We start from the raw sequence: 23,988 nt of genomic DNA, 5'->3' as shown, positions 1-23,988 counted from the left end.
CTGACTGTGTCGGACTGTCACCCCACGTTGTTTCGTGGGGACTGACCTCTTAACTGAGTGGAGAGGCAGGTTTTCTGCTTTTGCATTTCACGGTTTCAGGAGATTTCCGATGAGCAACGCAACAACGATCACCAACCTTCAGCAAGCGCTTCATATGGAGCTTACTGCCGCGCACCAATACCAGTTGCACGCGCATGTTCTGGACGACTGGGGCCTTGATATTCTGGCTGAGAAAATGCGGGGCGAGATGCAGGAAGAGTTGGTTCATTCTGACGCCTTTATCGAACGTATCCTGTTTCTGGGTGGAACCCCCGAGCTTGCGTTTCAGAAAAGCCCGGCCGCAGCGGGCACGCTGGAAGAGATGTTCGCCTCTGATCTCAAAGACGAGAGTGAGGCCGTCGACTTCTACACCAATGCAGCGCAACAGGCGGCTGAGGCCGGTGATGTTGGTTCGCGTACACTGTTTGAACGCATCCTGATGGAAGAAGAAGGTCACAAAGCCTGGCTGGAGACACAGCTGAGTCTTCTGCAACGTCTTGGCGAATCTGCGTTTAGCGCGAAATTCGTCTCTGGCGCCGCGGGCGAAGCCTGAGACCTTGGTTTCAAACCGATGGAAGTCACAGGTGCTGTGCGATGCTGACGCAATCTGTGCCTGTGCCGTCACCTCAAAATGACCTGGCTGGTCGCAAAAACTCTGGCCGGGTCATTGTCGCAGCGTTAGCTGTAGGATTCGCGACAACAGGAGAGTTCCGATGACCAGCCAATCCCAGAAAGCCGTGACCTTTACCAGCCTTCACAAGAAGGGCGATCCTGTCATTCTGTTCAATATCTGGGACGCTGGCAGCGCTGGTGCTGTTCGGGACGCCGGTGCCCAGGCCATCGCGACCGGCAGTGCCCCTGTTGCCATGGCGCAAGGTTATGGCGACGGGCAGAACATTCCACTTGAGGCCGCGTTGGACAATGCACGTCGTATCGTTGCGGCGGTTGATCTGCCGGTAACACTGGATTTCGAGGGGGCTTATGCCGAAGACCCGCAAGGGATCGCGCAAAACGTTCGGCGCGCACTTGACTGCGGTGTTGTCGGGTTCAACTTTGAAGACCAGATCATCGGTGGCGACGGTCTCTACGATATCGCCACTCAGGCCAAACGCGTTGAAGCGATGTGCGACGCTTGCGCGCGCGCAAGCATTCCCGCCTATGTCAATGCGCGCACAGATATCTTCCTGAAGGCCGCAGCGGACACCCATGACGACACGATGCTGGATGAGGCCATTGCCCGTGCCAATGCCTATGCTGACGCCGGCGCCAGCGGATTCTTTGCACCCGGGCTAAAGAACGAAGCCCTGATCGCCCGGCTTTGCGAATCCACGACCTTACCGGTCAATATCATCGCCCTGCCCGGCACGCCGGATACGCCCACTCTGGCAAAGCTCGGGGTCGCGCGGATCAGCTACGGTCCAGTCCCCTATCGCCAGATGCTGGCCTGGTTGCAGAACGCAGCCAAAGAGGCGCTGACCTGGTAAACGCAGGCCTTTGTTTCTTAAGGACAAATTGAAACCCATGGATATTGGGCAATGATTGAATGTTGGCCGGTGTGTACCCGGTGCCGCGCAGCTCTGATTCAGCGCGGGACACACGCAATACTATAGCAAGACCGGCATTTCGTGCTTGGCCGATCACGACCTGTCGTCTAGGTGTTTGTTATGTTGAAAAGGTTCTTTAAGGCGCTCAGACCGCCTCATCATGAACAGTTGCCGGACCCGGATGCAGAACTTGCTCTGGGCGCCCTCATGGTGCGCGTCGCGCAGGCAGATCGCGATTACAAGCTGGAAGAGATCAGTCTGATCGACAAGATACTGGCCCGTCTGTACCAGCATAACGCGATTGAGGCAGCCAAGGTGCGTGCCACCTGTGAAAAGCTCCATGCTGCGGCACCGGAAACTGATACGTTCGGCAAACTGATCCGGGAAACCACGGATCTGAAAGAGCGGCTAGCAGCCCTTGACGCGTTGTGGGAAATTGTTCTGGCGGATGGCAGTTCGGACGAAGGCGAGATAAAGATCGTCGAAGAAGCCCGCATTGCCATGGGCCTGAGCTATAATGACAGTCAGGCAGCGCGCGAGCGCGTCCAAAGCCGCTTGGATGTGAGTTAAGCGCCCGCTATATCTTACCCATGTTCAGTGACTTTCTTTCCAGGCTCACACAGCCCAAGCCCGAACCGCTTGTCGAAGATGATGCCCGCCTGGCCCTGACGGCCTTGCTGGTGCGTCTGGCACGATCTGACAACGATTATTCTGATTCCGAGATGGCACGCATCGACCGCATCTCGGCTGAACGATACGGTTTGTCCCCGTTCGAAAGCGCGGCTTTGCGCGCCCGTGCCGAAGATCTGGAGGCCGAGGCCCCCGACACGGTCCGTTTTACCCGTGCCATCAAAGAAGCTGTCGCTTATGAAAACCGGCTGGCGGTGGTTCAGGCGCTGTGGTCGGTGGCCCTGGCTGATGGCCACCGTACGGGTGAGGAGGACTCGCTGCTGCGTCTGGTTGTCAGCCTGCTGGGGGTCAGCGACGTAGATTCGGCTTTGGCCCGGCAAAAGGCCGCCAAATCTTGATAGCCATGCTTGGCATGTATGACATGCCCGAGGTTCAGGCCGCCAATGACCGGTTCTGGGGGTTGATTCGCACGCATCTGGGACATGGTCCGGAACAGTTGACCCGAGGCGCCGATGTTTGGCAGGTCTGGCTTGATCCCGATCTGGTGCTGGCACAGACCTGTGGAATGCCCTATCGCACACGCTTGCATGATCGGGTTCAACTGGTGGGCACCCCGGATTACGGCCTTCCCGGTTGTCCTGCCGGGCATTATTGCTCGGTCTTTGTGGCGCGGCGCGACGACGACCGCACGCTGGCGGGCATGACAGACGGTATCTTCGCGTATAACGAAGCGCTGTCTCAGTCCGGCTGGGCGGCACCGATCACGCATCTATCCCGGGAGAACCTGCATCCTGTGTCGCTGTTGGAGACAGGCGGTCACGCGTTGTCGGCGCAGGCGGTCTCGGACGGGAAGGCAGATTTCGCCGCGCTGGATGCGTTGACCTGGATGATGTTGCAGGAACATACCGATCTGGGCGAAAGCCTGCGCGAACTGGCAAAAACCTCTCCGACACCGACCCTGCCCTATATTACCGGACCCGACCAAAACGTTGATCAGGTCGCAGACGCAGTTCGAGCTGCGATAAACAGCCTTACCGAACACGACCGCAAAACGCTGCACATTCACGGGCTGGTCGACATCCCGGCGGAGGAGTACCTGTCCGTACCGACCCCGCCACCGCCATGCGCACAGCGGATAATCTGATGACCAAATTGTCGGGTGCATTTGGTCAATTTGGTTGTTTCCGACCCTGAATTTGCGAATTGCGCATTGCATTGAGCAGATTTTTCGGCCCTAGTACCGCACCAACACTACAAACTACTGGACTGCCCGTGACAGAAACCGCTCCCGTCATCGAAATCAAAAACCTTCACAAAAGCTTCGGCAATCTGGAAGTGTTGAAGGGGGTGGATATCACAGCACATGGCGGCGACGTGGTCTCGCTGATCGGGTCATCGGGGTCAGGAAAATCAACTTTGCTGCGCTGCTGCAATCTGCTGGAAGACAGCCAGCAGGGTGAAATCCTGTTCAAAGGCGAGCCTGTCAAATGGTCGGGCGATAGCCATGGGCGTCGCCCCGCGGACCCCAAGCAGGTTCTGCGCATCCGCACCAACCTGTCGATGGTGTTTCAACAGTTCAATCTGTGGGCGCATATGACCATACTACAAAATGTGATGGAAGCCCCTGTGACCGTTCTGGGCCGCGACAAGGCCGAAGTGGAAGACAGCGCGCGCAAATACCTTGAGAAAGTTGGTATTGGTGACAAATGCGACGCCTATCCGGCACAATTGTCCGGCGGTCAGCAACAGCGCGCCGCGATCGCACGGGGGCTGTGCATGGAACCGCAGGCGTTGTTGTTCGACGAACCGACCTCAGCGCTGGATCCCGAACTGGAACAGGAAGTGATCAAGGTGATCAAGGATCTGGCAGCGGAAGGGCGCACCATGATCATCGTGACACATGACATGAAAATGGCGGCAGATATCTCGAGCCACGTGGTATTTCTTCATCAGGGCCTGATCGAGGAAGAAGGTTTGCCCGAGGATATCTTTACGTCACCCGAATCCGAACGGCTTCGGGGCTTTCTCTCCGCTACTCAAGCGGCTTAACTTCAAGAACAGAACCAAAACTGGGGAGTAACCAATGAAAAACCTGATTCTGTCCACTGCAGCCCTGGCGCTGACTGCTGGTATCGCGATGGCCGACACGGTCCGCATGGGCACCGAGGGCGCCTACCCTCCGTACAACTTCATCAACGATGCAGGTGAAATCGACGGGTTCGAGCGTGAAGTCGGCGACGAGCTGTGCAAACGCGCTAACCTGGAGTGTGAATGGGTCAAGAACGACTGGGATTCGATCATTCCGAACCTGGTCTCGGGCAACTACGACACCATCATCGCCGGTATGTCGATCACTGCCGAACGTGATGAGGTCATCGACTTTACCCAAGACTATTACCCGCCGACCGCGTCGGCCTATGTTGCGACCTCTGGCTCGGCAGACGTAACTGGTGGTGTCGTTGCGGCGCAAACCGCCACGATCCAGGCAGGCCACGTTGCCGAATCCGGTGCAACCCTGGTCGAATTCGCGACCCCGGAAGAAACCATTGCAGCCGTCCGTAACGGCGAAGCCGATGCAGTTCTGGCCGACCGCGACTATCTGGTGCCGCTGGTCGAGGAATCGGGCGGTGAGCTGGCCTTTGTCGGCGATCCGGTTCCGCTGGGCGGCGGCGTCGGCATGGGCCTGCGTGAAAGCGACGGTGAACTGCGCGGCAAATTCGACGAAGCCATCACTTCGATGAAAGCTGACGGCACGCTGAACGAGATGCTGATCAAGTGGTTCGGTGAAGGCACCGCCACATACGGTACTGACGGTTCGGTCGTCACCAACTAAGACCTGACCAATCCCGGTCCGGTGCTTTGGCACCGGGCCGCTTCCGGCCTAGCCGGAACAGACGTTGGAAAGACGCCATATGTTCTCGTACTGCGCTGATCCTGACACGCTGGGCACGTTCCGCTGGTTTTCATGCTACCTGACCAATGGCGTCCACTGGTCGTTCTACCTGTCTTTCATCAAGGTTTTGGCCTTGCTGGCTGTGACCGCACCCGTCGCTCTTGGCTTCGGGTTTGCAGGTGCCATGGCGGCGCGCTCGCATTTCCCCCCGCTCAGCTGGTTGGGCAAAGGGTATATCGCGATTGTGCGCGGCGTGCCCGACATTGCGTTTTTCCTGTTTTTCGTCATCGCGCTGGATCAGGCGTTCGAGTGGACGCGGCATAAGATCTTGTGCCCGGACTGGACCGACCCAATCCGCCAGGGCAATGACTTCCTCGTTTGTCAGGCCGCCAAGCTGCCACTCGGAACCGCGCCTGAATGGGTGCATGAAACCTATGGGTTTTTCCTTGCGGTCATCACCTTCTCTATCGTTTTTGGCGCCTTTGCGGCCAATGTCCTGTTCGGCGGAATGCGCGCCGTACCACATGCGCAACTGGAAACGGCCGAAGCTTATGGCATGAATCGCCGCCAGACCTTCTGGCGTATCCTTGTGCCTCAGATGTGGGTTTACGCGCTGCCCGGCCTGTCCAATCTGTGGATGGTGCTGATCAAGGCGACACCCCTGCTCTTCCTGCTGGGCGTCGAAGATATCGTGTATTGGGCGCGCGAACTGGGCGGCACCAAAACCTCGAAATTCACGCAATACCCGCATGGTGACTGGCGCATGTGGTATTTCCTGTTCCTGCTGATCTTCTACCTTGGCATGACCCGTTTCTCGGAACTTGGGCTTGAAAAACTGATGCGGCGATTGTCACACGGACAGGCCACTTCTGGCGGAGAGCTTCTGCGCAAGGAGACCACGGCATGATGATCCGCGTTCAAGACCGCAACCGGGTGTCGCACGCGATTGCACAGCAATCTCTTTCGCGCCCGCAATCTCCTTTCCAAGGAGCCCGAGCATGAGCTGCATCCAGACCATTCAGGATTACGGCCTGCGGTCGCTTGGCTTTGGCGAACGCCTGCTGCCCAAGACCGATTTCACCCTGTGCGAACAGTTCACCCTGATCGGCTCGGGCATGATCTGGAACATCTATTTCGGCGTCATGGCGCTGGCGACCGGGTTCTTTCTGGCCACCGCGCTGGCCGTCGGCAAAGCCTCGACCAACAAATGGCTGCGCAAACCTGCCGAATGGTTCATCTTTCTGTTCCGGGGCTCGCCTCTCTTTATCCAGTTCTTCTTTGCTTATTTCTTCTTCCTGTCGCTGAAGAAAACATATCCGATGTTCGACGCCTTCACCTCGGCCTGGCTGGGGGCGCTGATCGTGCTGTTCCTGAACACCGCAGCCTATTCGGGTGAGATTTTTTACGGTGCCCTGCGCTCGATCCCCAAGGGAGATATCGAAGCGGCAGATGCCTATGGCATGTCCGGCTGGTCGCGGTTTCGGCGGATCGTCTGGCCCACCATGCTGCGTCTGGCCTGGCCGGCCTATACGAACGAAGCGATCTTTCTGTTCCATGCCACCACGCTGGTCTTCTTCTCGGCCTTTCCGGCCTGGCAACAACGTGGCGACGCGCTCTATTACGCCAGCTATTTCGCGGACAAAACGTTCAACCCCTTCATCCCCTATCCAATTCTGGCGTTCTATTTCATCCTGCTGACATTGGTGATTGTCGGGGGATTTGGCCTGATCAACAAACGCCTGAACCGTCACCTGCCCACCGCCAAACGGGCAAAAATGCGGTTCAAACTGAACCTGGCGCGCTAAAAGACGGCGCGCCGCAATTTCCGGCGTTCAAGCCTACACTACGCTTGTAATACGCTTGGTGATGCGAGCACGGACAGTCGATTTGGGGGGAATGGTACCGCCTCCCTGGCTTGAACAGGGGACCTCTGGATCCACAATCCAGCGCTCTAACCAACTGAGCTAAGGCGGCACTTTGTGAGGGGCGATGTACCGAACGCGCCGGGGGAATGCAAGAGGATTAAAGCCGAATTCTCCAGCTTTGTTCGACAAGATCGACGCCAAAGGAATGCACCGGTTTGCTGTCGATCAGTTCCCAGCCAAACGCCCTGTAAAGCGCGCAGGCAGCCGTATGGCTTTCATGGGTCCACAAAACCATTTCCCGATATCCAGCCTCGCGTGCGAAGTCTGTACAGGTCTGTAACAGCCGTTTCCCCAACCCAAGTCCGCGCGCCTCGGGGACAAGCAGGAAGAGGCGCAGTTTGGCGGTTGTCTGGTCAACACGCACGCAGAAGATGCTACCCAGTCTTTGCCCAGCCCGTTCAGCAATCCAGCCTTTTTCAAAGGACGGGTCATTGTCGGCAATGAACTCCTCTAGGATGCGCGCAACCAACGGGGCAAAGCTGTCATCAAATCCTTCGTCGTGCGCATAGAGCAACCCGTGCTGTTCAACCAGCCACGCGGCATCATCGGGGCGAAACGTTCTGAGAATCACTTCTTCCATGTCTTATCTGACCGCAAAGGTGACTTGATTCTCAACCCCGTGCGCGCTAGCACGAACGCTCAGTCTCGGAGGCACAGATGGGCATCAATACCGAACGCGATATTCAGGCCAACCTGCAAATCGGCCCGACCGATCAGGGGATGGTACGCTTGTTCATCGAAGCCGACGGCATCGAGATTCCGATGGATTTCGACCCCGAGGAAGCCGAAGAAATCGCCGACGAGATCCGCGCCGCGATACAGGCCGCCCTCGCCGTCAAAGGCTGAGGTTTTACAAGCGCGGATCGCGCAGCGCATGCAGACGGCGTGCTGCATCTGTTGCAAATTTCTGGATCATCTTCTTGCGCCGCGCCGGGGCAAGCTTGTCCTCGGGCGCCATGCGCACGATCTCGGCATCATAGGCGTCAGCAATAATCAATCCTGTTTCGTCAGGTAACAGATCGGTCGGAAACTCGGTATCCACGGCCCAGAAGAATCGGTCACACCATTCCAGATAGCCCTGCCATTTGGCATCCGATTGATAATCGGCACGGCTGGATTTGCATTCGATCACCCAAAGCTCACCTTTGGGACCCAGCCCCATCACATCGACACGCAGACCACGTGCCGGAACGAATTCTTCAACAGAAACAAAACCATGCGCGGCAAGGTGGCGTGCGACGCCACGCGCGAGCTTCTGTCCGGGCTGCAAATCTAACAACATACCCCAAATGTGAACAATTGGTGAACAAAAGTAAAGTACTGCATCGCGCTTGACATGGTACCATTTGGTATCGCATTAATATGATACCAAATGGTATCTGTTCTGGGGTTGCTTATGGATAACCGAACTCAAAACGCGTTCCGTGCGCTGGCCGATCCCACACGTAGGGACATTGTACAATTGCTCTCGTCTCAGGACATGACCATCGGGCAGTTGACAGACCGGTTCGACATGACCCGGGCCGCGGTCAAAAAGCATCTGACCGTGCTATCCGACGGCGGCTTGATCACCGTTGAAACCCGTGGCCGCGAACGCATTAACCGACTTGAACCACAAGGCATGGCCCCCGTTCTGGACTGGCTCAGATATTTTGACCAGTTCTGGGACGATCGCCTCAACTCTCTCAAGGAAGCTGTTGAAAGGAAATCGAAATGACCGATGCAGTTCTGAAGAAATCGATCTTTCTGAGGGCCGAGCCGGAAACGGTTTGGGCTTATCTTACAGACCCGGATCGCCTGGCGGAATGGTTCCACAAACCGAAACATCCTCTGACCGCGGGTCAAAAGCTGGAGATGTTTGGCACAACAAGCGGCGACCTGTTGATCTGGGGTGAGGTTCGCGTTGCCAACCCTCCCAAATATCTGGAATACACGTTCACCGTAAAACCGATGGGCGACGCGGTGAGCGTCGTCAAGTGGACCCTGGAACCCGTCGCAGGCGGGACGCGCCTTGACCTGCGGCATGAAGGCCTGCCGCAGGGGGCCGATGCCTTTGGCCTGATCCTGGCACTGGACAAGGGTTGGGACGAGCACTTTGGCAAGATGCGCACGGCATTGCACGAAACTGTTGATGCCTGACCCCTTGTGCGAACCCGTCAGACGCCCTACTTAAGCGCGTGGCGGGTTCTGCCCTTCTTGTGACAGGTAGCATTCTGGTGGCCTTAAGCAATTCCGAGGGGGCTGGCTCTGTTCAGGTCTTGGCCTGATTACCTGGCGCCCACCTGTATATACAGGTCCTCGGGAATCAAACCACACGGTTGTTTGGTGGTCCCGCCACATTGCTGAATTGGCTCAGAGCACCACCAACGTCGGTCTTTACACGCCTGGATGCCATGCAGATCAAATTAATCCGCTCTGATAGCCCAATTCTTCCAAAAGCAATGCTGACTTAGTGTACCAGCCTTCCTGTTGAAACATAGCACCCATTCCCTGGCCCCAAGAATATTCATGCAAACTGGTTCAAGGCTATCCTTCGATGAGAGAAAACAATTCGATTGGATTAGCAAGGCCACGAACTTCGTGAACCCCACAAGGCAAAAACAGATCAGGTGAGGTCCCAGCAATCGCTGATGTTACCAGCACTCTGTGACCGATAGACTTGGTTAGACCTTCTATGCGACTGGCAACGTTCACTGCGCCCCCGAGAACCGTGAAATCAAGCCTTCCCGGACTGCCGATATTGCCATAGCTGACTTGCCCAACATTGATCCCGATTCCTACATCCAAAGACGACTTATTAGCCTCAACGCGGCGACTGTTGAGCGTCGTCAAACCGGCCAATACACTTTGTGCGGCTTGCGCAGCCTTTCGGCATCGGTCGGCGTGGTCAACCTGAGTTGCGATGGTGAAGATCGAGAGAATACCGTCACCCATAAACTTGAGAACATCGCCGCCGTTCTCTTCTACGGATTGCACAACCAGATCAAAGTAACCGCTCAGCGCGTCAAAAACATCCACCTCGGGAGCGGCTTCCGAAAGAGCCGTGAAACCTCGCAAATCAGAAAACATGACAACTGCATCAACTGTCGTTCGTTCGCCCCGCTTGATCCGCCCATTCCAAACCGCATCAGAGGGCCCATCACCAAGATATGTTCGTAGCAGCCCCTTGGCTGACTTGCGCATTGTGACGGGTTCCAAGGCGGACGATAGAGCAGGCAGAGCTTCCTCAATCAATTCCAGATGTTGCGGTGAAAAACCGTCTGGGTCCTGTGTAACAAATGTACAGCCGTGCAGAGATCCATCACCATAATACATAAGGGTGGCATAGTAGTCTGTGCCACCCGACTCAGCGAATTCAAGATACGATGAATGCTCGGTCCTTGGATCAAGTTGTCGCAGACTTTTATGAAGTGGCTTTCTGTGCTCCAGAATGTACTCAAATGAGCTGCCAACATACCCGTCTGTCGACATCGTTTCATGAGTTACGTCGTAGCTGTCGGTCCGGTCAGGGGTCCAGACTATCCCCCATGCAATAAGTAACGGATTGGCGAACCGCTGACCAATATTGACTCGCCAGAGTGGAACGCCTTCGTCAACTAATGACGAGCAGAAATGAGAAACTACTTTCACGGGGTCGCCTGAGCGGCGTCCTTCGGTAATCATCCAGTCGGTTAATTGTGGTACGGAGGCCATGTTGTCAAACTAGTCGCTTGGACAAGATGATCAAAGTCCCTTCCTATTAGCAGGTTATTCAAAGCGCTATATTGAAGGAATATGTTCAGACCAAGGCCCCAGATACGCCATTCTGAATATCCGCGATAGGCTGAAATCAACCGCATACAAACGTGACAGCGGCTGCATCTGCTTTGAAGCTGCAACAGTCAATGTCGGCGCAACCATCTCACGATATGCCAGAGAACCCATAAGAGGCTTGGTGTGATAAAGCCTGGTATCAAAATTGGCGTGAAACACTCGCCTCTTGCTTGATCGCAACTGGTTTCAAATCATCTAAAACCGGTGTTCCCCGGCGCGGGCCTTGCGGCTTTTCTGCCATGCTCATGATCTTGTAGGCGAACTGGACACCGGCAAAGACAATGCCGTTCATGAACCAGATCATCACCAAAGCGATAAGACCGATTTCCGAACTGGTTATCAGATGGCGCAGGTTTGCGATATTCAGCGCCAACAGGACGCCGACAAACACAGCCGAAATGACAAAGCCCCAGGCAACTTGCGTGATATAAAGGCGGATCAGTTTGGGCATGGCGAACCTCTTTGCGCTATGACATTCAAGTTAGCGCATATCTGGTTCTCGTAAAGGCGTCAGAATGCCTCGGGCTGTGCATCGCGGGCCATGTGATCCAGCACAGCATTGACGAATTTCGGCTCTTTGCCTTCCGGGAAAAACGCACGCGCAACGTCAACAAATTCAGTGATGACAACCTTTGGCGGCGTGTCGCTTTGGGTCAGCTCGGCACCTGCGGCACGGAACACCGCACGAAGGGTTGGATCGATGCGCGCAATCGGCCATTTGGCCACCAGTGCACGGTCGGTCATCTGGTCGATGGCCGCCTGATAGTTCACCGCATTGTCAACCAGGGACCGGAAAACCGCGATGTCCCCGTCCAGCATCTCCTCGCCCTCATAGATGGCGCCGAACCGGTGATCCAGAAACTCGTTCACGACAGCTTCGGTCGTTTGCCCGGACTGTTCCATCTGGAACAGCGCCTGCACGGCATAAAGCCGGGCGGCGGATTTCATCTGGCGTTTCTGGTTTGCCGGTTTCGGCGCGTCTGTCTTGGTCATGCTGTCGAGGATCCGTTGCTGTCGCCCGCCACGAGGATGGACTCGGACGGCGGTTTGAAACCAACGCCCTTTTTGGAAGAGCCCCACTTACGGCTGAGCGCGATCAGATGCAAGGCCGCAGCAGCAGCCCCACCCCCTTTATTCATCTTTTTGGGGTTCGCGCGGACTTCGGCCTGCGCGTCATTTTCTACGGTCAGAATACCGTTACCGATGCACAGGCCCTGCAGGCCCATCAACTGGATGGCCCGGCTGGAGTCGTTGCAAACGGTTTCGTAATGCGTTGTCTCGCCACGAATGACGCAGCCGAGCGCGACGTAGCCGTCAAAGTTGCACTGACGATCGGCCATTGCGATAGCGGTCGGGATTTCCAGCGCGCCGGGAACCTCGACCACTTCGCAGGTTCCGCCCGCGGCTTCGATTTCGGCCTTCGCGCCCGTGATCAGGTTATCGGCAATCGCACGATAAAACGGCGCTGCCACGATCAGCAGCTTGACCGGCTTGTCAAATTTCGGTGTCGGCAGAACGCCATGTTCGTCTTGAGCAGCCATGATCAGTCTTCCTTCAGGATCGAACGGGTGCCGACGATGGACAGGCCAAACGCGTCAAGCCCCAGATATACGGTTTGCGGCGAGTCGGTCAGCAGAACCAGTTCCTGAATTCCCATCTTGGACAGGATCTGCGCCCCCAGACCGGTTTGTTTGATTGTGCGCGGCCCTTCGTCCCCCGTGGCATATAGCGAGTTGCGCGGTTGACGGAACAGGCAGACCACGCCCCGTCCTTCTTCAGCAATCTTTTCCATGGCGCGCGGCAGTTCGCGCGAGGATTTCGGACCAAGACCCAGAATATCGGGGGCCTCGTGCAGAGCATGGGTACGGGTCAACACCGGTTCGGGTGTGGTGATGTCGCCCTTGATCATGACCACATGTTCGATGCCATGGGTCTGATCGGTGAACAGCCGCATCTCCCACTCGCCGCCATATTCTGACGTCACCATCTGACGCGAGGTTTCAACCACCAGATTGTCGTTGCGCGACCGGTAGGCAATCAGGTCACTGATCGTGCCGATCTTCATGTTGTGCTCTTGCGCAAACTCAACCAGATCAGGCAGACGCGCCATGGTGCCGTCGGGTTTCATGATCTCGCAGATCACGCCCGAGGGGTTTAGACCGGCCAGACGCGAGATATCAACGGCAGCCTCGGTATGACCAGCACGCACCAGCACCCCACCCCGCTTGGCGCGCAAGGGGAAGACGTGGCCTGGTGTTGCGATATGGGCCATTGTGTTCTGCTCATTGATCGCAGTCGCCACGGTCAGCGCACGATCGGCGGCAGAGATCCCGGTGCTGACCCCTTCGCGCGCCTCGATGGACACGGTGAATGCGGTTTCGTGCCGGGACGAGTTGTTCACCGCCATCATCGGCAGCCCAAGCGCTTCGACCCGTTCTGCCGTCATAGGCAGACAGATCAGGCCACGGCCATGGGTGGCCATAAAGTTAATGGCCTCGGCATCCGCGAACTCGGCAGCAATCACCAGATCGCCCTCGTTTTCGCGATCCTCGTGATCGACCAGAATATACATCCGGCCGGCTCGCGCCTCTTCAATAATGTCTTCGATCGGGCTGATCGCGTCGCGCAGCCGGGCCTCGACCGGGCCGGGTGTCTCAAAGCTCATTGGGCAGCCTTTCGCATGGCATGTTTGAACGGCGGAATAGACCACTGAGGGCACAAAGACCAGTCCACAAACGGCGCAGGTCTGCTCCGACGCGACGTATGGTATCAGGACATCTCGGCCAGACGCGCCACATAACGGGCCAGTGTATCGATCTCAAGATTGACCCGGTCCCCGACCTGCACGTGGCCCCAGGTGGTGACCTCTTTGGTGTGTGGAATGAAGTTGATGCCGAAATCGCAATCTGTCACGTCATTGACCGTCAGGGATGTGCCATTCAATGCCACCGATCCTTTGGGCGCGATGAACCGTGCAAGATCCTTTGGCGCGCGCAAGGTGACGCGTGTGCTGTCGCCGTCTTCCTTAATCGCGATCACCTCGGCTACGCCATCCACATGGCCCGAGACGATGTGACCGCCCAATTCGTCACCAACCTTCAGGGCACGTTCAAGATTGACACGCTTGCCGACAGTCCAGGTGTCGAGATTGGTTTTCGAGACGGTTTCCGCGCTGATCTGGACGTCATACCAATCGTCGCCCAGCGCGATCACGGTCAGACAAACACCGTCACTGGCAATCGAGGCCCCGATATCGATGCCCGCAGTGTCATACGCAGTCCTGATCCGCGCACGCAGGTCTCCCTGCTGCTCCAGCTCGGCGACGGTGCCCATGTCGGTGACGATCCCTGTAAACATTCCGTTAACCCTCAGTTCCTAACCTGTGCCTGACTATCACCGTCGAGGTAAGGCCAACGGGCCGCGCGGGCAAGCCCTGCCTTGCCGTACACCGACCAAACGGGCATAGTTTTGGCAACAACAACAATACGAGCAGTTCGGATGCCGCACCCGCCTTCAAGGTCTCATGATCGGGTCTTCCTGTTCCTTCAGGGCCCGCACGGACCTTTTTTCCCGGCCTTGGGGCGTATGTTGCGCGCCACGGGGGCTCGGGTCTGGCGGGTTGGGTTCAATGCAGGCGATCAGGCGTTCTGGTTTGACAAGGCAAGCTACATCCCGTTTCAGGACAAACCGGAAAACTGGCCCGCAACACTGTCCTCTTTGATCGCTGAAAAAGCTGTTACGGATATTGTTCTATATGGCGACACCAGACCCATACATGCGTGTGCGGTCGAAATCGCGCGGTCTTGCGGAGTTACCGTTCATGTATTCGAGGAGGGGTATCTGCGCCCATGGTGGGTGACTTATGAGCGGGACGGATCAAACGGAAATTCCCGGCTGATGTCGCTGGACGTTCAGCAGATGCGCCAGGCCTTGGCCCTGTCCGACCGAAAGGCGCCGCCGCCACCGTCGCATTGGGGAGACATGCGGCACCATATCTTCTATGGCGCCCTTTATCATTGGTTCGTGATGGCCCTGAACAGCCGCTACCGCAACTTTCAACCGCACAGGGAATTACCTGTCTCGCAAGAATTCAGATTGTACCTCAAGCGCCTGTTTTTGATGCCTTTTCATCGCCTTCAACGAAGTGTGGCAACGGCGCGGGTCAGATGGGGCGGATACCCCTATCATCTGGTACTGTTGCAGCTTGGGCATGACAGCTCGGTGCAGGCTCATTCCAGCTTTTCGGGCATGTGTGAATTTCTTGAGCTGGTAATCGAAGGATTTGCGCAGGGCGCGCCTGCCCATCACAGGCTGGTGGTAAAGGAACACCCGTTGGAAAACCATCGCGAACCGTTGCGACGCCGGGCCCGCGAGATAGCCGGAAAACATGGCATCGGCGACCGGGTTCATTATGTGCCGGGCGGCAAACTGGCCAGATTGCTGGATGAGGCGAATTCGGCCGTCACCGTGAATTCCACCGCCGGACAGCAGGTTTTGTGGCGAGGCATTCCATTGCGCATTTTCGGGCGTTCGGTTTATGACAAGCCCGATTTCGTCTCGCAGCAGCCAATCGCGGCGTTTTTCGCCGATCCCCATCACCCGGATGCCGAAGCCTATCGCTGTTATCGTCAATTTCTTCTGGAAACCAGTCAGGTACCCGGCGGGTTCTATTCAAGGCGCGGCCGCCGTCAGCTGCTGCGCCGCGCCGTGGATATGCTTTTGGACACCAACGACCCCTACCAATCGGTTCTGAACACGAACGAGGCGCGAACGACACAGTTGAAAGTCGTCGAATGAAACGGGTGGTGTCTGACTGGAAGTTAAGCAACTTACCAGCTAGTCTGCACGCAACTACAAAAGACTGAGGATATCGGGCGGTGAAAGTCTCTCCTAGGCGATGGATGCGGGGTGTGTCCCTTGTGGCTGCAATTGGCCTGCTGGCCGCGTGCCAGCTGCCAAAATCCGGACCGAACAAATCCGAAATTCTGGCCGGTTCAGTTCAAAACGGGGGCAACGCATATGTCGTTGAAGTTGACGACAACGTCACACGCGCGACGTCCGCCATTCCTCAGTATGGCTTTTCTTCCTCCTTCAGCAGTGCCCAGACATTGACCGCAGATACCGTTCGCCCTGGAGACGTGCTGGGGCTGACCATCTGGGAAAACGTCGACGATGGCTTGCTGTCCGGCGAAACTGGTCTTGCGACCGCGTTGAACGAGGTTCAGGTCGACAGCGACGGATTTATCTTTGTCCCTTATGCAGGCCGGATTCGGGCGGCAGGAAACACGCCGGAACAGCTGCGCGTTCTGATCACAGACAAGCTTCAGGAACAAACGCCGGACCCGCAGGTCGAAGTGCGTCGCGTCGCTGGTGACGGGTCCACCGTCTCGCTGACGGGCACGGTCGCCGCGCCGGGCATTTATCCGATTGAACGGCCAACCCGGTCGCTGCTGGGTATGTTGTCCCAAGCGGGCGGAGTCTCGGTCGCGTCTGACATTGCGCTGGTGACCCTGATCCGGGGCGATCAGAAGGGTACCGTCTGGTACGAGGACCTGTTTCGCAACCCCAAGCTGGACGTCGCCCTGCGCGGTGGTGACCGCATTCTGGTGGAAGAGGACAGCAGATCGTATATCGCCCTTGGCGCAACCGGGGGCCAGTCGCGCGTGGCGTTTGAAAGTCAGGATCTGTCGGCACTGGAAGCCTTGGCGCAGGTCGGCGGTCTGCTGACGCTGTCCTCGGATCCAACGGGTATCTTCATTCTGCGCAAGGAACGTCAGGATGTCGCCCGCAGTGTCACCGGACGGGCCGACCTCAAAGGGGATCAGCGCATGATCTACCTGCTGAACCTGACAGCCCCCAACGGCCTGTTCATTGCACGCGATTTCGTGATCCGAGACGATGATACGATCTACGTAACCGAAGCGCCCTATGCGCAGTGGAGCAAGTCGATCTCACTTATCGCAGGCGGTCTGACTCCCGTTGCAAACGTTGCCACGCTAACCGGCAATTGATGCATGCGGCCCGATCCCGACACGTCAGCCGGGAGCGGGCAAAATCGGCTGTTTGTTTATAACGGCGGCTTTCTGACCCAGAAACGTCTGAGACGAATTCTGTCGCTTTCGGGTTACGACATTCGACTGGGATTTCCGAAAGAAGGCGATTGCGTAGGCGTCTGGGGCAACAGCCCGACAGCACATCGCGGTCTTAAGATTGCTGAAAAACACGCTGCCCCGATTCTGCGGGTCGAGGACGCCTTTCTCAGATCTCTGCACCCGGGCCGGAATGGCGAGCCTCCTTTGGGGCTGTTGCTGGATCGTTCCGGCCTGCATTTCGATGCCGCCACGCCGTCTGAACTTGAAACAGTGCTGGCCACACACCCTCTGGATGACACGGCCCAGCTGAACCGTGCCCGCGCCGCAATCACGCGGATCAGAGAGCTTAACCTCAGCAAGTATTCCGCCTTCGATCTCGATCTTGAACCACCCGATCCGGGTTATGTTCTGGTGATCGATCAGACGGTCGGCGATGCGTCGGTAACAGCAAGCGGAGCGGACCGCGCCCGGTTTCTTGAAATGCTTGTCTTGGCGCAGGAGGAAAACCCCGGCGCACGTATCCTGATCAAGACGCATCCTGAAACACTGGCGGGTCACCGTCAGGGGCATTTTACCGATCAGGACCTGTCAGACCGGATAACGCAGTTCAGCGACCCGATCAGCCCATGGCCGTTGCTTGAAGGGGCTGTTGCTGTCTACACCGTGTCCTCGCAACTGGGGTTCGAGGCAATTCTGGCAGGCCACAAACCGCGTGTGTTCGGCCAACCTTTCTATGCCGGATGGGGCCTGACGCAGGATGACAGACCCGTTCCGCGCCGCCAGCGCAGCCTGACACGGGCGCAATTGTTCGCGGCCGCCATGCTGCTGTACCCGACTTGGTATGACCCCTATCGCGATCAGCTGTGCGAGCTGGAAACGGTACTGGACACGTTAGAGGCAAAGACCCGCGCCTGGCGACAGGACAAGAACGGCTGGACGGCATCCGGGATGCGCTTGTGGAAACGCAGGCATCTGCAACAGTTTTTCGGGCAACATGGAAAGCTGCGCTTTACGGCATCTCAACCCGGCACACCGGACCGCCCCCACATGGTCTGGGCCAGCCAGGCAAGGAACACCGAACGGGCGGTTCGGGTCGAAGACGGGTTCCTGCGTTCACGCGGGCTTGGGGCGGCACTGGTCCCGCCATTGTCGCTGGTGACGGACGAAATCGGAATTTATTACGACCCGACAAAACCCAGCCAGTTGGAAGAGCTGATCACTTTGCGTGAAACGTTGAGGCCGGATCAGGACCTGCGCGCGGAACGTCTTGTCGAAAACCTTTTGGCCGCCGGCCTGAGCAAATACAATACCGGCAATCCGACCAGCCCCCTGCCCGAAGGCCATCGTATTCTTGTGCCCGGACAGGTCGAGGACGACGCCTCGATCCTGTTGGGTACCAGCGCGGTCCGCAACAATCTGGACCTGCTGAAAACTGTGCGCGATGCCAATCCCGACGCGATCCTGATTTACAAACCCCACCCCGATGTCGAAGCGGGTCTGCGCGAAGGCAGGATCGATGCCGAGGCGATTGCAGACATTGTTTTAACCCAAACAGACCCCGCGTCATTGTTGCCGCACGTGCAGGAAGTATGGACCATGACATCGCTTCTGGGGTTCGAGGCTTTGCTGCGCGGCGTGAAGGTTACAACTCTGGGCGCGCCCTTTTATGCGGGTTGGGGGCTGACCACGGATCTGGGGGTTGTTCCCGCCCGGCGTGGCGCACGACCAACGTTGATGGGCCTCGTCCATGCCACCCTGATTGATTACCCTCGTTATTTCGACCCGGTCACGGGGCAACCCTGCCCGGTCGAGGTTGCAGTTGAACGTCTGGCGCAGGGCACTTGTGCTCCGACCGGTCCGTTCAATCGAGTTCTGTCAAAACTTCAGGGCGCGTTTGCGACACATGCGCACTTGTGGCGCTAAACCTAGTCCGACGCCCTGCGCCAACGGTGCAGGATATCCCCACCCACCACTTTCGCTTCAACCAGTTCGAACCGTGGCGCGGCGTCCAGTGTCGTTAAAGCCAATGTTCCCACGGCAGCCAGACCTTCGGCTCCGATGGTCAATCCAGCGGTAAATCCGACCAGTTCATCCACCAGATCCTCGGCCAGCAGCGACGCTGCCAGCGCCGCCCCACCTTCGCAGAAGACGCTGGTCAGACCGGCTTGCCCCAACTGTTGGAGCAGATCGACCGCGTCAACCTGATGATCTTTCAAAGCACAGGGGATCAGCTTTGCGCCCAATCCTTCCCAGGCTTTCGCGCGCTCGGCATCCGGGTGATGCGCATGGCAGAGCCACACAGGTGTCTTTGATGCCGTGCGGGCCAAATGCCCCATCAGGGATATATCCATATGGCGCGAAACCACAACGCGCACGGGCTGATGATCAATGCCAAGATCCCGAACTGTCAGTGAGGGATCGTCAGCCCGCGCTGTACCCGCTCCGACCATCACCGCGTCGTGTCGCGCACGCATGGCATGGACAACGCGGCGCGCCTGTGGCCCGGTAATCCATTGGCTGTGCCCGGTCGAGGTTGCGATCCGCCCGTCAAAACTGCTGGCCAGCTTGAGGGTCACGAAAGGTCGGCCCTGTTCGGTCTTCAGAAAGAAGCCCGCCAGATCACGTTCCGCCTGCTCTGCGAGGACACCGGTTACGACCTTAATTCCGGCCTCGCGCAACTTGGCAAAGCCCTGCCCCGCGACACGCGGATCGCTGTCTTCCACGGCTGCCACGACACGGGCGACACCCGCAGCAATCAAAGCCTCGGCACAGGGGGGTGTTTTGCCGTGGTGGGCGCAGGGTTCCAAAGTCACATAGGCGGTCGCGCCATGTGCGGCCTGCCCGGCTTGCGCCAAAGCCTCGGTTTCGGCATGGGGGCGGCCGCCCGGCTGGGTCCAACCGCGCCCGACAATCCGGCCTTTGCGCACGATAACACACCCCACCGCAGGGTTTGGCCAGCACATCCCCTGACCGCGCCGCCCCAGTGACAGGGCCAGCGCCATGAAACGCTTATCTTTTTCGCTCACTCGTCCGTCGGTGGCTGCGGCGGGCGCAGTTCGTGGACAAACTCCTCAAAATCATCGGCCGCCTGGAAATTCTTGTACACACTCGCAAAGCGAACATAAGCGACGGTATCGATCCGCGCCAGAGCTTCCATAACGATCTCACCGATCTTGTGGGACGGGATATCCGTGTCGCCCATGCTTTCCAGCCGGCGCACAATACCCGAAATCATCTGATCGATCCGCTCGGGATCAACTGGCCGTTTCTGCATCGAGATGCGGATCGAACGTTCCAGTTTATCGCGGTCGAAATCTTCGCGTTTACCATTGGTCTTTATGACAACCAGATCACGCAGCTGCACACGCTCATAGGTCGTGAACCGCCCGCCACATGCTGGGCAAAACCGACGTCGGCGGATTGCCACGTGGTCCTCTGCCGGACGTGAATCTTTTACCTGAGTATCGATATTTCCGCAAAACGGGCAGCGCATCCGCCGTCTCCTCGTCCCTTGTTCCGCCTCTTTTTGTAAGCGCTGCGACTTACTTATCCACAACTATAGGGCAGCAACTAGAGTTTGGGTAGTCGGAAATTTCAACCGCTAGATAAAGGGTCAGACAAGGTGCGCTGCAATCCGTCTCTGGTGTGGTGCCGTGCGGTGTTCAAACAGATATATTCCCTGCCATGTTCCAAGGCATGGGCGACCCTGCACCACAGGTATCGACAAGGATACCGGCAACAGCGCAGCCTTTATATGCGCTGGCATGTCGTCGGGGCCTTCATAAGTATGCCGAAGATACGACATTGCCGGGTGATTGGACGGCGGCACCAGCCTTTCGAAAAACGCCCGAAGATCAGTTTGAACTTCGGGGTCTGCGTTTTCCTGAACAAGCAATGAACAGGAGGTGTGGCGAACAAAAAGCGTCAGTAAGCCATCCGTCGCCACCTGCCCCAGCCACTGCGTCACCTCGGACGTGAATTCGTAAAGACCTGATCCTTGGGTCCGGATTACAAATTCAGTCTGCATTCGCGGTGTCTCGCCGTTTTGTCAGTCGTTATAGAACGGTCGATAGTTACACCTGGCATTCGCGCCTTGTACAGACATGCTGGTGCCAGGTTGAAAACCGATTGTAACAAAGCTGCTTGGCTGTGCACCCACATTCTGGGGCGGCTTGGTCGAGAACTGAACCGCCGTTTTACGACCGGTGGTGACGCTTGGCCCATACCCGCGCAACACGTAGATCCGATCGCGCCAGCCCGCGCCCAATGTACGCCGTGCATAATCCGCTGCCGCGCACCAGTATCCTTCGGTACGCTGGTCGCCGCGCGGAATAACTTCGAAATCGGTGGCGTTTATCGGCTCGGTCCGGTACCCGTGCGGTGCCGCGTCAGCCGTCATTGGAATGCTGAACGCCAGGGCGGCAATCGCGGCAAATGTCCGTGTATGTTTCATTGTCATTTCTTCCCTGATTGTGTGTCTCAAAAAGGTTAGGCCATAAGCTTCGTCGGCACAGGGTCGCTCACGTTCTGTTTAATCCGTCTCATGCGTTGCGTGAACCGGCGTGAGCCATCCCTGGTACCTGATCAACAACCCCAGTCCCGGCGCGTCCGCAGACACATCAAACCGAAAGCGCCCCGCTTTGTCCTGCCATTCGTGCGTTCTTGAACGCGGCAAGGAAAAAGATGGCATCGGGATGCCAAACACGGTCAGGCGGAGAATTTTGATATGCATCCCGTTTTCCTGCCAAATGGGCTGCAACCAAATCGAGACCGCGCCGAAAGATTCCCGAACACACTCTCTTTTCGTATCATATTTCAGAGTTGATCGGGTTTTGTGGCCCGCGAAATTCCGGTCCCATGACCAGATTTCGCCATTTGCATCAATCTGCAGGGAAACGGGGACGTCTTTGCCGTTTTGCGGAAACCCGGCCAGACGTGTTACAAAGGCAACCCATATCCCTTTGCCGCGTTCGATGTCGCAGCGTCCTGCAAAGCAGCCCTCGCTCATGTGCAGATCTCGAACCGCCTTTGGCAACCTTTCGGTCGATCCTATCGCCATAAGAAAGGGATCGCCCATCGCTAGTACCCGTTTTCGGCAAAACGAACCCTGATATCGGGACCGGGAACCAGACATATCTCGGAACGCCCGAAGAACGCGTATCTGTTTCGTGCGATCAGGCGATAGGCGGGATCCTTGATAAGCCGAGGCAGAAACCGGCACATTGAGAACAGCGACCACGGGCCGCGCAACTGTTTCATCGCCGCTGCAAACGCATCCAGACGCTGAAAAACAGCGCCATCCACAACGACCAGATTTGTTTGAAAATCCTGTGTGGGAAGGCCAAGATCACGATATAGTTTTTGCCCAAGCGGGGATTGCGCCGTTGCAAACTGGAAAACTTGGCGCCCGTCACGTTTCAGCATAAACTGGAAAAACCCCGAACACAGCACGCATTCGCCGTCAAACACAATCAGGTTTTGGTCATAAACCCCTGTATTCTTGAAAATATCTTGCAAGGTTTTACACCGGAATTATTGACTTAAAGCCAGCCTGACAAAACCACCTGAGCGAAGCAATGCGACATGTACGAAAAGTGTGGGGGCGTGCCGGGGAGCCTTGACCAGAGGCTGGTGATTTCCCCGAGGCTCTGACCTCATCCCCATAAAGGTCTGGACCCGGCAACACTGCTGAAGTGGTTCGTTGCACGTGGCGACGCTTGTCCATATTGGTCAAAAATTTTCGAGATACCGCCAGAGATGGCTTGTTTTAGTGAAGAACCCACTTGTCAGCACCGTCGATCATGAAAGAAAATTCTCTGATAGTCTGCCTATGTATTTGAAAATTTGAGGTACTGTTTCGCGATGGATGTCGATATCGGCCGTCTTCATTTGTTTATTCAAGCACTGGACCGCCATTCCGGTAATGGCGACATGTCCCGCGATGTCCTGAAAATGGCGGGGCTGCGCCCTCAGGATATCGCACCGCCGGTCACTACCTACAGCGTACAAAGCGAGGCTTTGTTTATCCGTTATGCATGTGACGCCACCCACGACATCACATTTGCTGCCCGCACGGGGCTTGAGGTTACGTCAGCCTCGACCGTGACCGCCTATATCAGCAAGTATTCCCGCGACCTGAAACAGGTGATGGAGAACCTCACGCGCTTTCACGGCATCATCGACCCTGCCATCGCGCTTAACCTGCGCGTCGCGGGTAATTTTGCGACCTTGGAAGCCGAGTGGAAAGATCCCGGGTATGCGCGGTATCACAGACGCACCGAATTCCTGATTTTTGCTGCCCTGGCCAGAATGCGGAACCTGACGCAAGTCAATCTCTATCCGATAGAAATTCGGTTTCAGCACAGGGTCGGCGACCACGCCCGAAGATTTGAAAAGCTTGCCGGTTTTCCCGTGACCTTTGGGGCTGAGAACCTCGAGATGATCCTGCCTCTTTCAGCGCTGGACCTGCCCGTACCGACTTATGACCCCCAACTCAGAGAGCATTTGCTGGAATATGCAGATCGCCTGCTTTCTGAGAGAGGCGCGCCCAAACATCTGACCCGCGCCAAGGTCGAAGGGCTGGTTACCCGTTCCCTGCCCGGCGCAATCCCGCAGGCCGAAAGCCTCGCGGCTGATTTGGGGATGAGCCTTAGAACCTTCAGCAGGCGCCTCAGGGACGAAGGCACCAGCTATCGCGATGTTGTCGACGATCTGCGGTGCGACCTGGCGCAGACCTTTATCAAGAATGAAATGCCCTTGTCCGAAATCGCCTATTCGCTGGGCTATGCCGATCAGGCCGCATTTTCGACCGCTTTCAAACGTTGGACAGGCCAGCCGCCCAGCGCGTTCAAGACGCGATTGGAACACCCGATACGGACGTGAGACCGGGGGTCATCAGCTTGAAAAACCTCGCCCCGGCCCGTCCCATGAGTGGACAGAACGGATATAGAAGGACAGAAGGTCCAGCCCTTGTGCGTTCCCGCCAATGTGATGGGAGAACAGGCCATCGTGAAGTGTATCCGGAATGAAAAAAGGCGCCTCGGGTGAGGCGC

30 protein-coding genes and 1 tRNA gene are annotated in these 23,988 nt (G+C 57.1%); 16 read left to right on the top strand and 15 right to left on the bottom strand.

Translation table 11 applies throughout. From position 1 onward, the window contains the following. Positions 1 to 109 precede the first annotated feature (109 nt). The 9 genes from ACR0CE_RS07805 (at position 110) to ACR0CE_RS07765 (ending at position 6,911) form a co-directional block, all read left to right on the top strand. Complete coding sequence (locus tag ACR0CE_RS07805; RefSeq protein WP_209595838.1) at positions 110 to 592, top strand: bacterioferritin; 483 nt, start codon at positions 110 to 112, stop codon at positions 590 to 592. 160 nt (positions 593 to 752) lie between these two features. Continuing rightward, positions 753 to 1,523 carry an isocitrate lyase/PEP mutase family protein gene (locus ACR0CE_RS07800; protein ID WP_480831739.1) on the top strand — a complete coding sequence of 257 codons (771 nt, stop codon included), beginning with the start codon at positions 753 to 755 and terminating at the stop codon, positions 1,521 to 1,523. A gap of 180 nt (positions 1,524 to 1,703) precedes the next feature. After that, complete coding sequence (locus tag ACR0CE_RS07795; protein ID WP_209504295.1) at positions 1,704 to 2,153, top strand: tellurite resistance TerB family protein; 450 nt, start codon at positions 1,704 to 1,706, stop codon at positions 2,151 to 2,153. A 20-nt stretch (positions 2,154 to 2,173) separates the two neighbouring features. After that, positions 2,174 to 2,611, top strand: coding sequence for a tellurite resistance TerB family protein (locus ACR0CE_RS07790; protein ID WP_480505663.1), 438 nt, complete (start codon positions 2,174 to 2,176; stop codon positions 2,609 to 2,611). Beyond that, positions 2,608 to 3,357: a phosphate/phosphite/phosphonate ABC transporter substrate-binding protein gene (locus ACR0CE_RS07785; protein WP_480831737.1), complete on the top strand. Its 750-nt coding sequence runs from the start codon at positions 2,608 to 2,610 to the stop codon at positions 3,355 to 3,357. The genes ACR0CE_RS07790 and ACR0CE_RS07785 overlap by 4 nt, the downstream gene beginning before the upstream one ends. A 128-nt stretch (positions 3,358 to 3,485) precedes the next feature. Continuing rightward, entirely contained in the window at positions 3,486 to 4,262 is a 777-nt protein-coding gene (locus tag ACR0CE_RS07780; protein WP_209504298.1) for an ABC transporter ATP-binding protein, read from the top strand. A 34-nt stretch (positions 4,263 to 4,296) separates the two neighbouring features. Next, positions 4,297 to 5,046 carry a transporter substrate-binding domain-containing protein gene (locus ACR0CE_RS07775; RefSeq protein ID WP_480831735.1) on the top strand — a complete coding sequence of 250 codons (750 nt, stop codon included), beginning with the start codon at positions 4,297 to 4,299 and terminating at the stop codon, positions 5,044 to 5,046. 79 nt (positions 5,047 to 5,125) lie between these two features. After that, positions 5,126 to 6,013, top strand: coding sequence for an ABC transporter permease (locus ACR0CE_RS07770; protein WP_480476942.1), 888 nt, complete (start codon positions 5,126 to 5,128; stop codon positions 6,011 to 6,013). Positions 6,014 to 6,104: 91 nt separating this feature from the next. Then, complete coding sequence (locus tag ACR0CE_RS07765; RefSeq protein ID WP_209595834.1) at positions 6,105 to 6,911, top strand: ABC transporter permease; 807 nt, start codon at positions 6,105 to 6,107, stop codon at positions 6,909 to 6,911. A 92-nt stretch (positions 6,912 to 7,003) separates the two neighbouring features. Here ACR0CE_RS07765 and ACR0CE_RS07760 read toward each other — a convergent pair. Further along, positions 7,004 to 7,080 (bottom strand) — tRNA-His (locus ACR0CE_RS07760). A 48-nt stretch (positions 7,081 to 7,128) separates the two neighbouring features. Next, complete coding sequence (locus tag ACR0CE_RS07755) at positions 7,129 to 7,611, bottom strand: N-acetyltransferase family protein (RefSeq protein ID WP_480583521.1); 483 nt, start codon at positions 7,609 to 7,611, stop codon at positions 7,129 to 7,131. A 77-nt stretch (positions 7,612 to 7,688) separates the two neighbouring features. Between ACR0CE_RS07755 and ACR0CE_RS07750 the strand changes: the two genes are divergently transcribed. Continuing rightward, positions 7,689 to 7,877 carry a DUF6324 family protein gene (locus ACR0CE_RS07750; protein WP_117869403.1) on the top strand — a complete coding sequence of 63 codons (189 nt, stop codon included), beginning with the start codon at positions 7,689 to 7,691 and terminating at the stop codon, positions 7,875 to 7,877. A gap of 4 nt (positions 7,878 to 7,881) precedes the next feature. On the opposite strand, the gene ACR0CE_RS07745 is transcribed toward ACR0CE_RS07750, so the two are convergent. Continuing rightward, on the bottom strand, positions 7,882 to 8,313 hold the full coding sequence (locus ACR0CE_RS07745) for an MmcB family DNA repair protein (RefSeq protein WP_480481559.1): 432 nt from the start codon (positions 8,311 to 8,313) through the stop codon (positions 7,882 to 7,884). A 114-nt stretch (positions 8,314 to 8,427) separates the two neighbouring features. Here ACR0CE_RS07745 and ACR0CE_RS07740 point away from each other — a divergent pair, with 114 nt between their 5' ends. Both ACR0CE_RS07740 and ACR0CE_RS07735 read left to right on the top strand, forming a co-directional pair. Next, entirely contained in the window at positions 8,428 to 8,748 is a 321-nt protein-coding gene (locus tag ACR0CE_RS07740) for an ArsR/SmtB family transcription factor (protein WP_480476940.1), read from the top strand. Continuing rightward, positions 8,745 to 9,170, top strand: a complete 426-nt coding sequence (locus tag ACR0CE_RS07735) for an SRPBCC family protein (protein ID WP_267365293.1) — start codon at positions 8,745 to 8,747, stop codon at positions 9,168 to 9,170. The genes ACR0CE_RS07740 and ACR0CE_RS07735 overlap by 4 nt, the downstream gene beginning before the upstream one ends. 387 nt (positions 9,171 to 9,557) lie before the next feature. On the opposite strand, the gene ACR0CE_RS07730 is transcribed toward ACR0CE_RS07735, so the two are convergent. The 6 genes from ACR0CE_RS07730 to ACR0CE_RS07705 all read right to left on the bottom strand — a co-directional run bounded on the left by ACR0CE_RS07730 (position 9,558) and on the right by ACR0CE_RS07705 (position 14,201). Next, a complete protein-coding gene (locus ACR0CE_RS07730; RefSeq protein ID WP_480492680.1) occupies positions 9,558 to 10,724 on the bottom strand; it encodes an adenylate/guanylate cyclase domain-containing protein in 1,167 nt (388 codons plus the stop codon). 259 nt (positions 10,725 to 10,983) lie between these two features. Next, the gene (locus ACR0CE_RS07725; RefSeq protein ID WP_480831731.1) at positions 10,984 to 11,295 is read right to left on the bottom strand and encodes a hypothetical protein; all 312 of its coding nucleotides are present in this window, start codon (positions 11,293 to 11,295) and stop codon (positions 10,984 to 10,986) included. 59 nt (positions 11,296 to 11,354) lie between these two features. Further along, the gene (gene nusB / locus ACR0CE_RS07720; protein ID WP_480831729.1) at positions 11,355 to 11,837 is read right to left on the bottom strand and encodes a transcription antitermination factor NusB; all 483 of its coding nucleotides are present in this window, start codon (positions 11,835 to 11,837) and stop codon (positions 11,355 to 11,357) included. Further along, on the bottom strand, positions 11,834 to 12,385 hold the full coding sequence (locus ACR0CE_RS07715) for a 6,7-dimethyl-8-ribityllumazine synthase (RefSeq protein ID WP_480831727.1): 552 nt from the start codon (positions 12,383 to 12,385) through the stop codon (positions 11,834 to 11,836). Before ACR0CE_RS07715 ends, nusB begins: the two co-directional genes overlap by 4 nt. Positions 12,386 to 12,387: 2 nt before the next feature. Further along, a complete protein-coding gene (gene ribB / locus ACR0CE_RS07710; RefSeq protein ID WP_209504308.1) occupies positions 12,388 to 13,509 on the bottom strand; it encodes a 3,4-dihydroxy-2-butanone-4-phosphate synthase in 1,122 nt (373 codons plus the stop codon). A gap of 104 nt (positions 13,510 to 13,613) precedes the next feature. Beyond that, positions 13,614 to 14,201, bottom strand: coding sequence for a riboflavin synthase (locus ACR0CE_RS07705; protein ID WP_480773566.1), 588 nt, complete (start codon positions 14,199 to 14,201; stop codon positions 13,614 to 13,616). 141 nt (positions 14,202 to 14,342) lie between these two features. Between ACR0CE_RS07705 and ACR0CE_RS07700 the strand changes: the two genes are divergently transcribed. From ACR0CE_RS07700 to ACR0CE_RS07690, 3 genes are all read left to right on the top strand, one after another. Next, positions 14,343 to 15,641: a capsule biosynthesis protein gene (locus ACR0CE_RS07700; protein ID WP_480831725.1), complete on the top strand. Its 1,299-nt coding sequence runs from the start codon at positions 14,343 to 14,345 to the stop codon at positions 15,639 to 15,641. A gap of 80 nt (positions 15,642 to 15,721) precedes the next feature. Beyond that, complete coding sequence (locus ACR0CE_RS07695; RefSeq protein ID WP_480831723.1) at positions 15,722 to 16,855, top strand: polysaccharide biosynthesis/export family protein; 1,134 nt, start codon at positions 15,722 to 15,724, stop codon at positions 16,853 to 16,855. A gap of 3 nt (positions 16,856 to 16,858) precedes the next feature. Continuing rightward, positions 16,859 to 18,859 (top strand): capsular polysaccharide biosynthesis protein, encoded by a 2,001-nt coding sequence (locus ACR0CE_RS07690; RefSeq protein ID WP_480831722.1) that lies wholly within the window; start codon positions 16,859 to 16,861, stop codon positions 18,857 to 18,859. Positions 18,860 to 18,861: 2 nt separating this feature from the next. Here the strand turns inward: ACR0CE_RS07690 and ribD are convergent, their stop codons facing one another. The 6 genes from ribD to ACR0CE_RS07660 all read right to left on the bottom strand — a co-directional run bounded on the left by ribD (position 18,862) and on the right by ACR0CE_RS07660 (position 22,453). Further along, the gene (ribD, locus tag ACR0CE_RS07685) at positions 18,862 to 19,962 is read right to left on the bottom strand and encodes a bifunctional diaminohydroxyphosphoribosylaminopyrimidine deaminase/5-amino-6-(5-phosphoribosylamino)uracil reductase RibD (protein ID WP_480486068.1); all 1,101 of its coding nucleotides are present in this window, start codon (positions 19,960 to 19,962) and stop codon (positions 18,862 to 18,864) included. Then, positions 19,959 to 20,429: a transcriptional regulator NrdR gene (gene nrdR / locus ACR0CE_RS07680; RefSeq protein ID WP_267367325.1), complete on the bottom strand. Its 471-nt coding sequence runs from the start codon at positions 20,427 to 20,429 to the stop codon at positions 19,959 to 19,961. The genes ribD and nrdR overlap by 4 nt, the downstream gene beginning before the upstream one ends. Before the next feature lie 120 nt (positions 20,430 to 20,549). Further along, positions 20,550 to 20,963 carry a secondary thiamine-phosphate synthase enzyme YjbQ gene (locus ACR0CE_RS07675; RefSeq protein ID WP_480486070.1) on the bottom strand — a complete coding sequence of 138 codons (414 nt, stop codon included), beginning with the start codon at positions 20,961 to 20,963 and terminating at the stop codon, positions 20,550 to 20,552. Positions 20,964 to 20,984: 21 nt separating this feature from the next. Continuing rightward, positions 20,985 to 21,389: a hypothetical protein gene (locus ACR0CE_RS07670; protein ID WP_480486072.1), complete on the bottom strand. Its 405-nt coding sequence runs from the start codon at positions 21,387 to 21,389 to the stop codon at positions 20,985 to 20,987. 78 nt (positions 21,390 to 21,467) lie between these two features. Beyond that, complete coding sequence (locus tag ACR0CE_RS07665; protein WP_480537531.1) at positions 21,468 to 22,013, bottom strand: DUF4166 domain-containing protein; 546 nt, start codon at positions 22,011 to 22,013, stop codon at positions 21,468 to 21,470. Between the two features lie 2 nt (positions 22,014 to 22,015). Next, positions 22,016 to 22,453, bottom strand: coding sequence for a thiol-disulfide oxidoreductase DCC family protein (locus ACR0CE_RS07660; RefSeq protein WP_480831720.1), 438 nt, complete (start codon positions 22,451 to 22,453; stop codon positions 22,016 to 22,018). Positions 22,454 to 22,867: 414 nt separating this feature from the next. On the opposite strand from ACR0CE_RS07660, the gene ACR0CE_RS07655 reads away from it, so the two are divergent. Then, positions 22,868 to 23,818: a helix-turn-helix domain-containing protein gene (locus ACR0CE_RS07655; RefSeq protein ID WP_480831718.1), complete on the top strand. Its 951-nt coding sequence runs from the start codon at positions 22,868 to 22,870 to the stop codon at positions 23,816 to 23,818. Positions 23,819 to 23,988: the final 170 nt, after the last annotated feature.

The sequence above is a fragment of the Ruegeria sp. L11 genome (genome assembly GCF_056531755.1).
This window is presented reverse-complemented; position numbering and strand designations above follow the sequence as displayed.

Bases quoted from the DNA above. Each gene is read 5' to 3' on its own strand.
- ACR0CE_RS07805 (WP_209595838.1), top strand. From the start codon at position 110: ATGAGCAACGCAACAACGATCACCAACCTTCAGCAAGCGCTTCATATG.
- ACR0CE_RS07800 (WP_480831739.1), top strand. From the start codon at position 753: ATGACCAGCCAATCCCAGAAAGCCGTGACCTTTACCAGCCTTCACAAG.
- ACR0CE_RS07795 (WP_209504295.1), top strand. From the start codon at position 1,704: ATGTTGAAAAGGTTCTTTAAGGCGCTCAGACCGCCTCATCATGAACAG.
- ACR0CE_RS07790 (WP_480505663.1), top strand. From the start codon at position 2,174: ATGTTCAGTGACTTTCTTTCCAGGCTCACACAGCCCAAGCCCGAACCG.
- ACR0CE_RS07775 (WP_480831735.1), top strand. From the start codon at position 4,297: ATGAAAAACCTGATTCTGTCCACTGCAGCCCTGGCGCTGACTGCTGGT.
- ACR0CE_RS07770 (WP_480476942.1), top strand. From the start codon at position 5,126: ATGTTCTCGTACTGCGCTGATCCTGACACGCTGGGCACGTTCCGCTGG.
- ACR0CE_RS07765 (WP_209595834.1), top strand. From the start codon at position 6,105: ATGAGCTGCATCCAGACCATTCAGGATTACGGCCTGCGGTCGCTTGGC.
- ACR0CE_RS07755 (WP_480583521.1), bottom strand. From the start codon at position 7,611: ATGGAAGAAGTGATTCTCAGAACGTTTCGCCCCGATGATGCCGCGTGG.
- ACR0CE_RS07750 (WP_117869403.1), top strand. From the start codon at position 7,689: ATGGGCATCAATACCGAACGCGATATTCAGGCCAACCTGCAAATCGGC.
- ACR0CE_RS07745 (WP_480481559.1), bottom strand. From the start codon at position 8,313: ATGTTGTTAGATTTGCAGCCCGGACAGAAGCTCGCGCGTGGCGTCGCA.
- ACR0CE_RS07740 (WP_480476940.1), top strand. From the start codon at position 8,428: ATGGATAACCGAACTCAAAACGCGTTCCGTGCGCTGGCCGATCCCACA.
- ACR0CE_RS07735 (WP_267365293.1), top strand. From the start codon at position 8,745: ATGACCGATGCAGTTCTGAAGAAATCGATCTTTCTGAGGGCCGAGCCG.
- ACR0CE_RS07730 (WP_480492680.1), bottom strand. From the start codon at position 10,724: ATGGCCTCCGTACCACAATTAACCGACTGGATGATTACCGAAGGACGC.
- ACR0CE_RS07725 (WP_480831731.1), bottom strand. From the start codon at position 11,295: ATGCCCAAACTGATCCGCCTTTATATCACGCAAGTTGCCTGGGGCTTT.
- nusB (WP_480831729.1), bottom strand. From the start codon at position 11,837: ATGACCAAGACAGACGCGCCGAAACCGGCAAACCAGAAACGCCAGATG.
- ACR0CE_RS07715 (WP_480831727.1), bottom strand. From the start codon at position 12,385: ATGGCTGCTCAAGACGAACATGGCGTTCTGCCGACACCGAAATTTGAC.
- ribB (WP_209504308.1), bottom strand. From the start codon at position 13,509: ATGAGCTTTGAGACACCCGGCCCGGTCGAGGCCCGGCTGCGCGACGCG.
- ACR0CE_RS07705 (WP_480773566.1), bottom strand. From the start codon at position 14,201: ATGTTTACAGGGATCGTCACCGACATGGGCACCGTCGCCGAGCTGGAG.
- ACR0CE_RS07700 (WP_480831725.1), top strand. From the start codon at position 14,343: ATGCCGCACCCGCCTTCAAGGTCTCATGATCGGGTCTTCCTGTTCCTT.
- ACR0CE_RS07690 (WP_480831722.1), top strand. From the start codon at position 16,859: ATGCGGCCCGATCCCGACACGTCAGCCGGGAGCGGGCAAAATCGGCTG.
- nrdR (WP_267367325.1), bottom strand. From the start codon at position 20,429: ATGCGCTGCCCGTTTTGCGGAAATATCGATACTCAGGTAAAAGATTCA.
- ACR0CE_RS07675 (WP_480486070.1), bottom strand. From the start codon at position 20,963: ATGCAGACTGAATTTGTAATCCGGACCCAAGGATCAGGTCTTTACGAA.
- ACR0CE_RS07670 (WP_480486072.1), bottom strand. From the start codon at position 21,389: ATGAAACATACACGGACATTTGCCGCGATTGCCGCCCTGGCGTTCAGC.
- ACR0CE_RS07665 (WP_480537531.1), bottom strand. From the start codon at position 22,013: ATGGGCGATCCCTTTCTTATGGCGATAGGATCGACCGAAAGGTTGCCA.
- ACR0CE_RS07655 (WP_480831718.1), top strand. From the start codon at position 22,868: ATGTCCCGCGATGTCCTGAAAATGGCGGGGCTGCGCCCTCAGGATATC.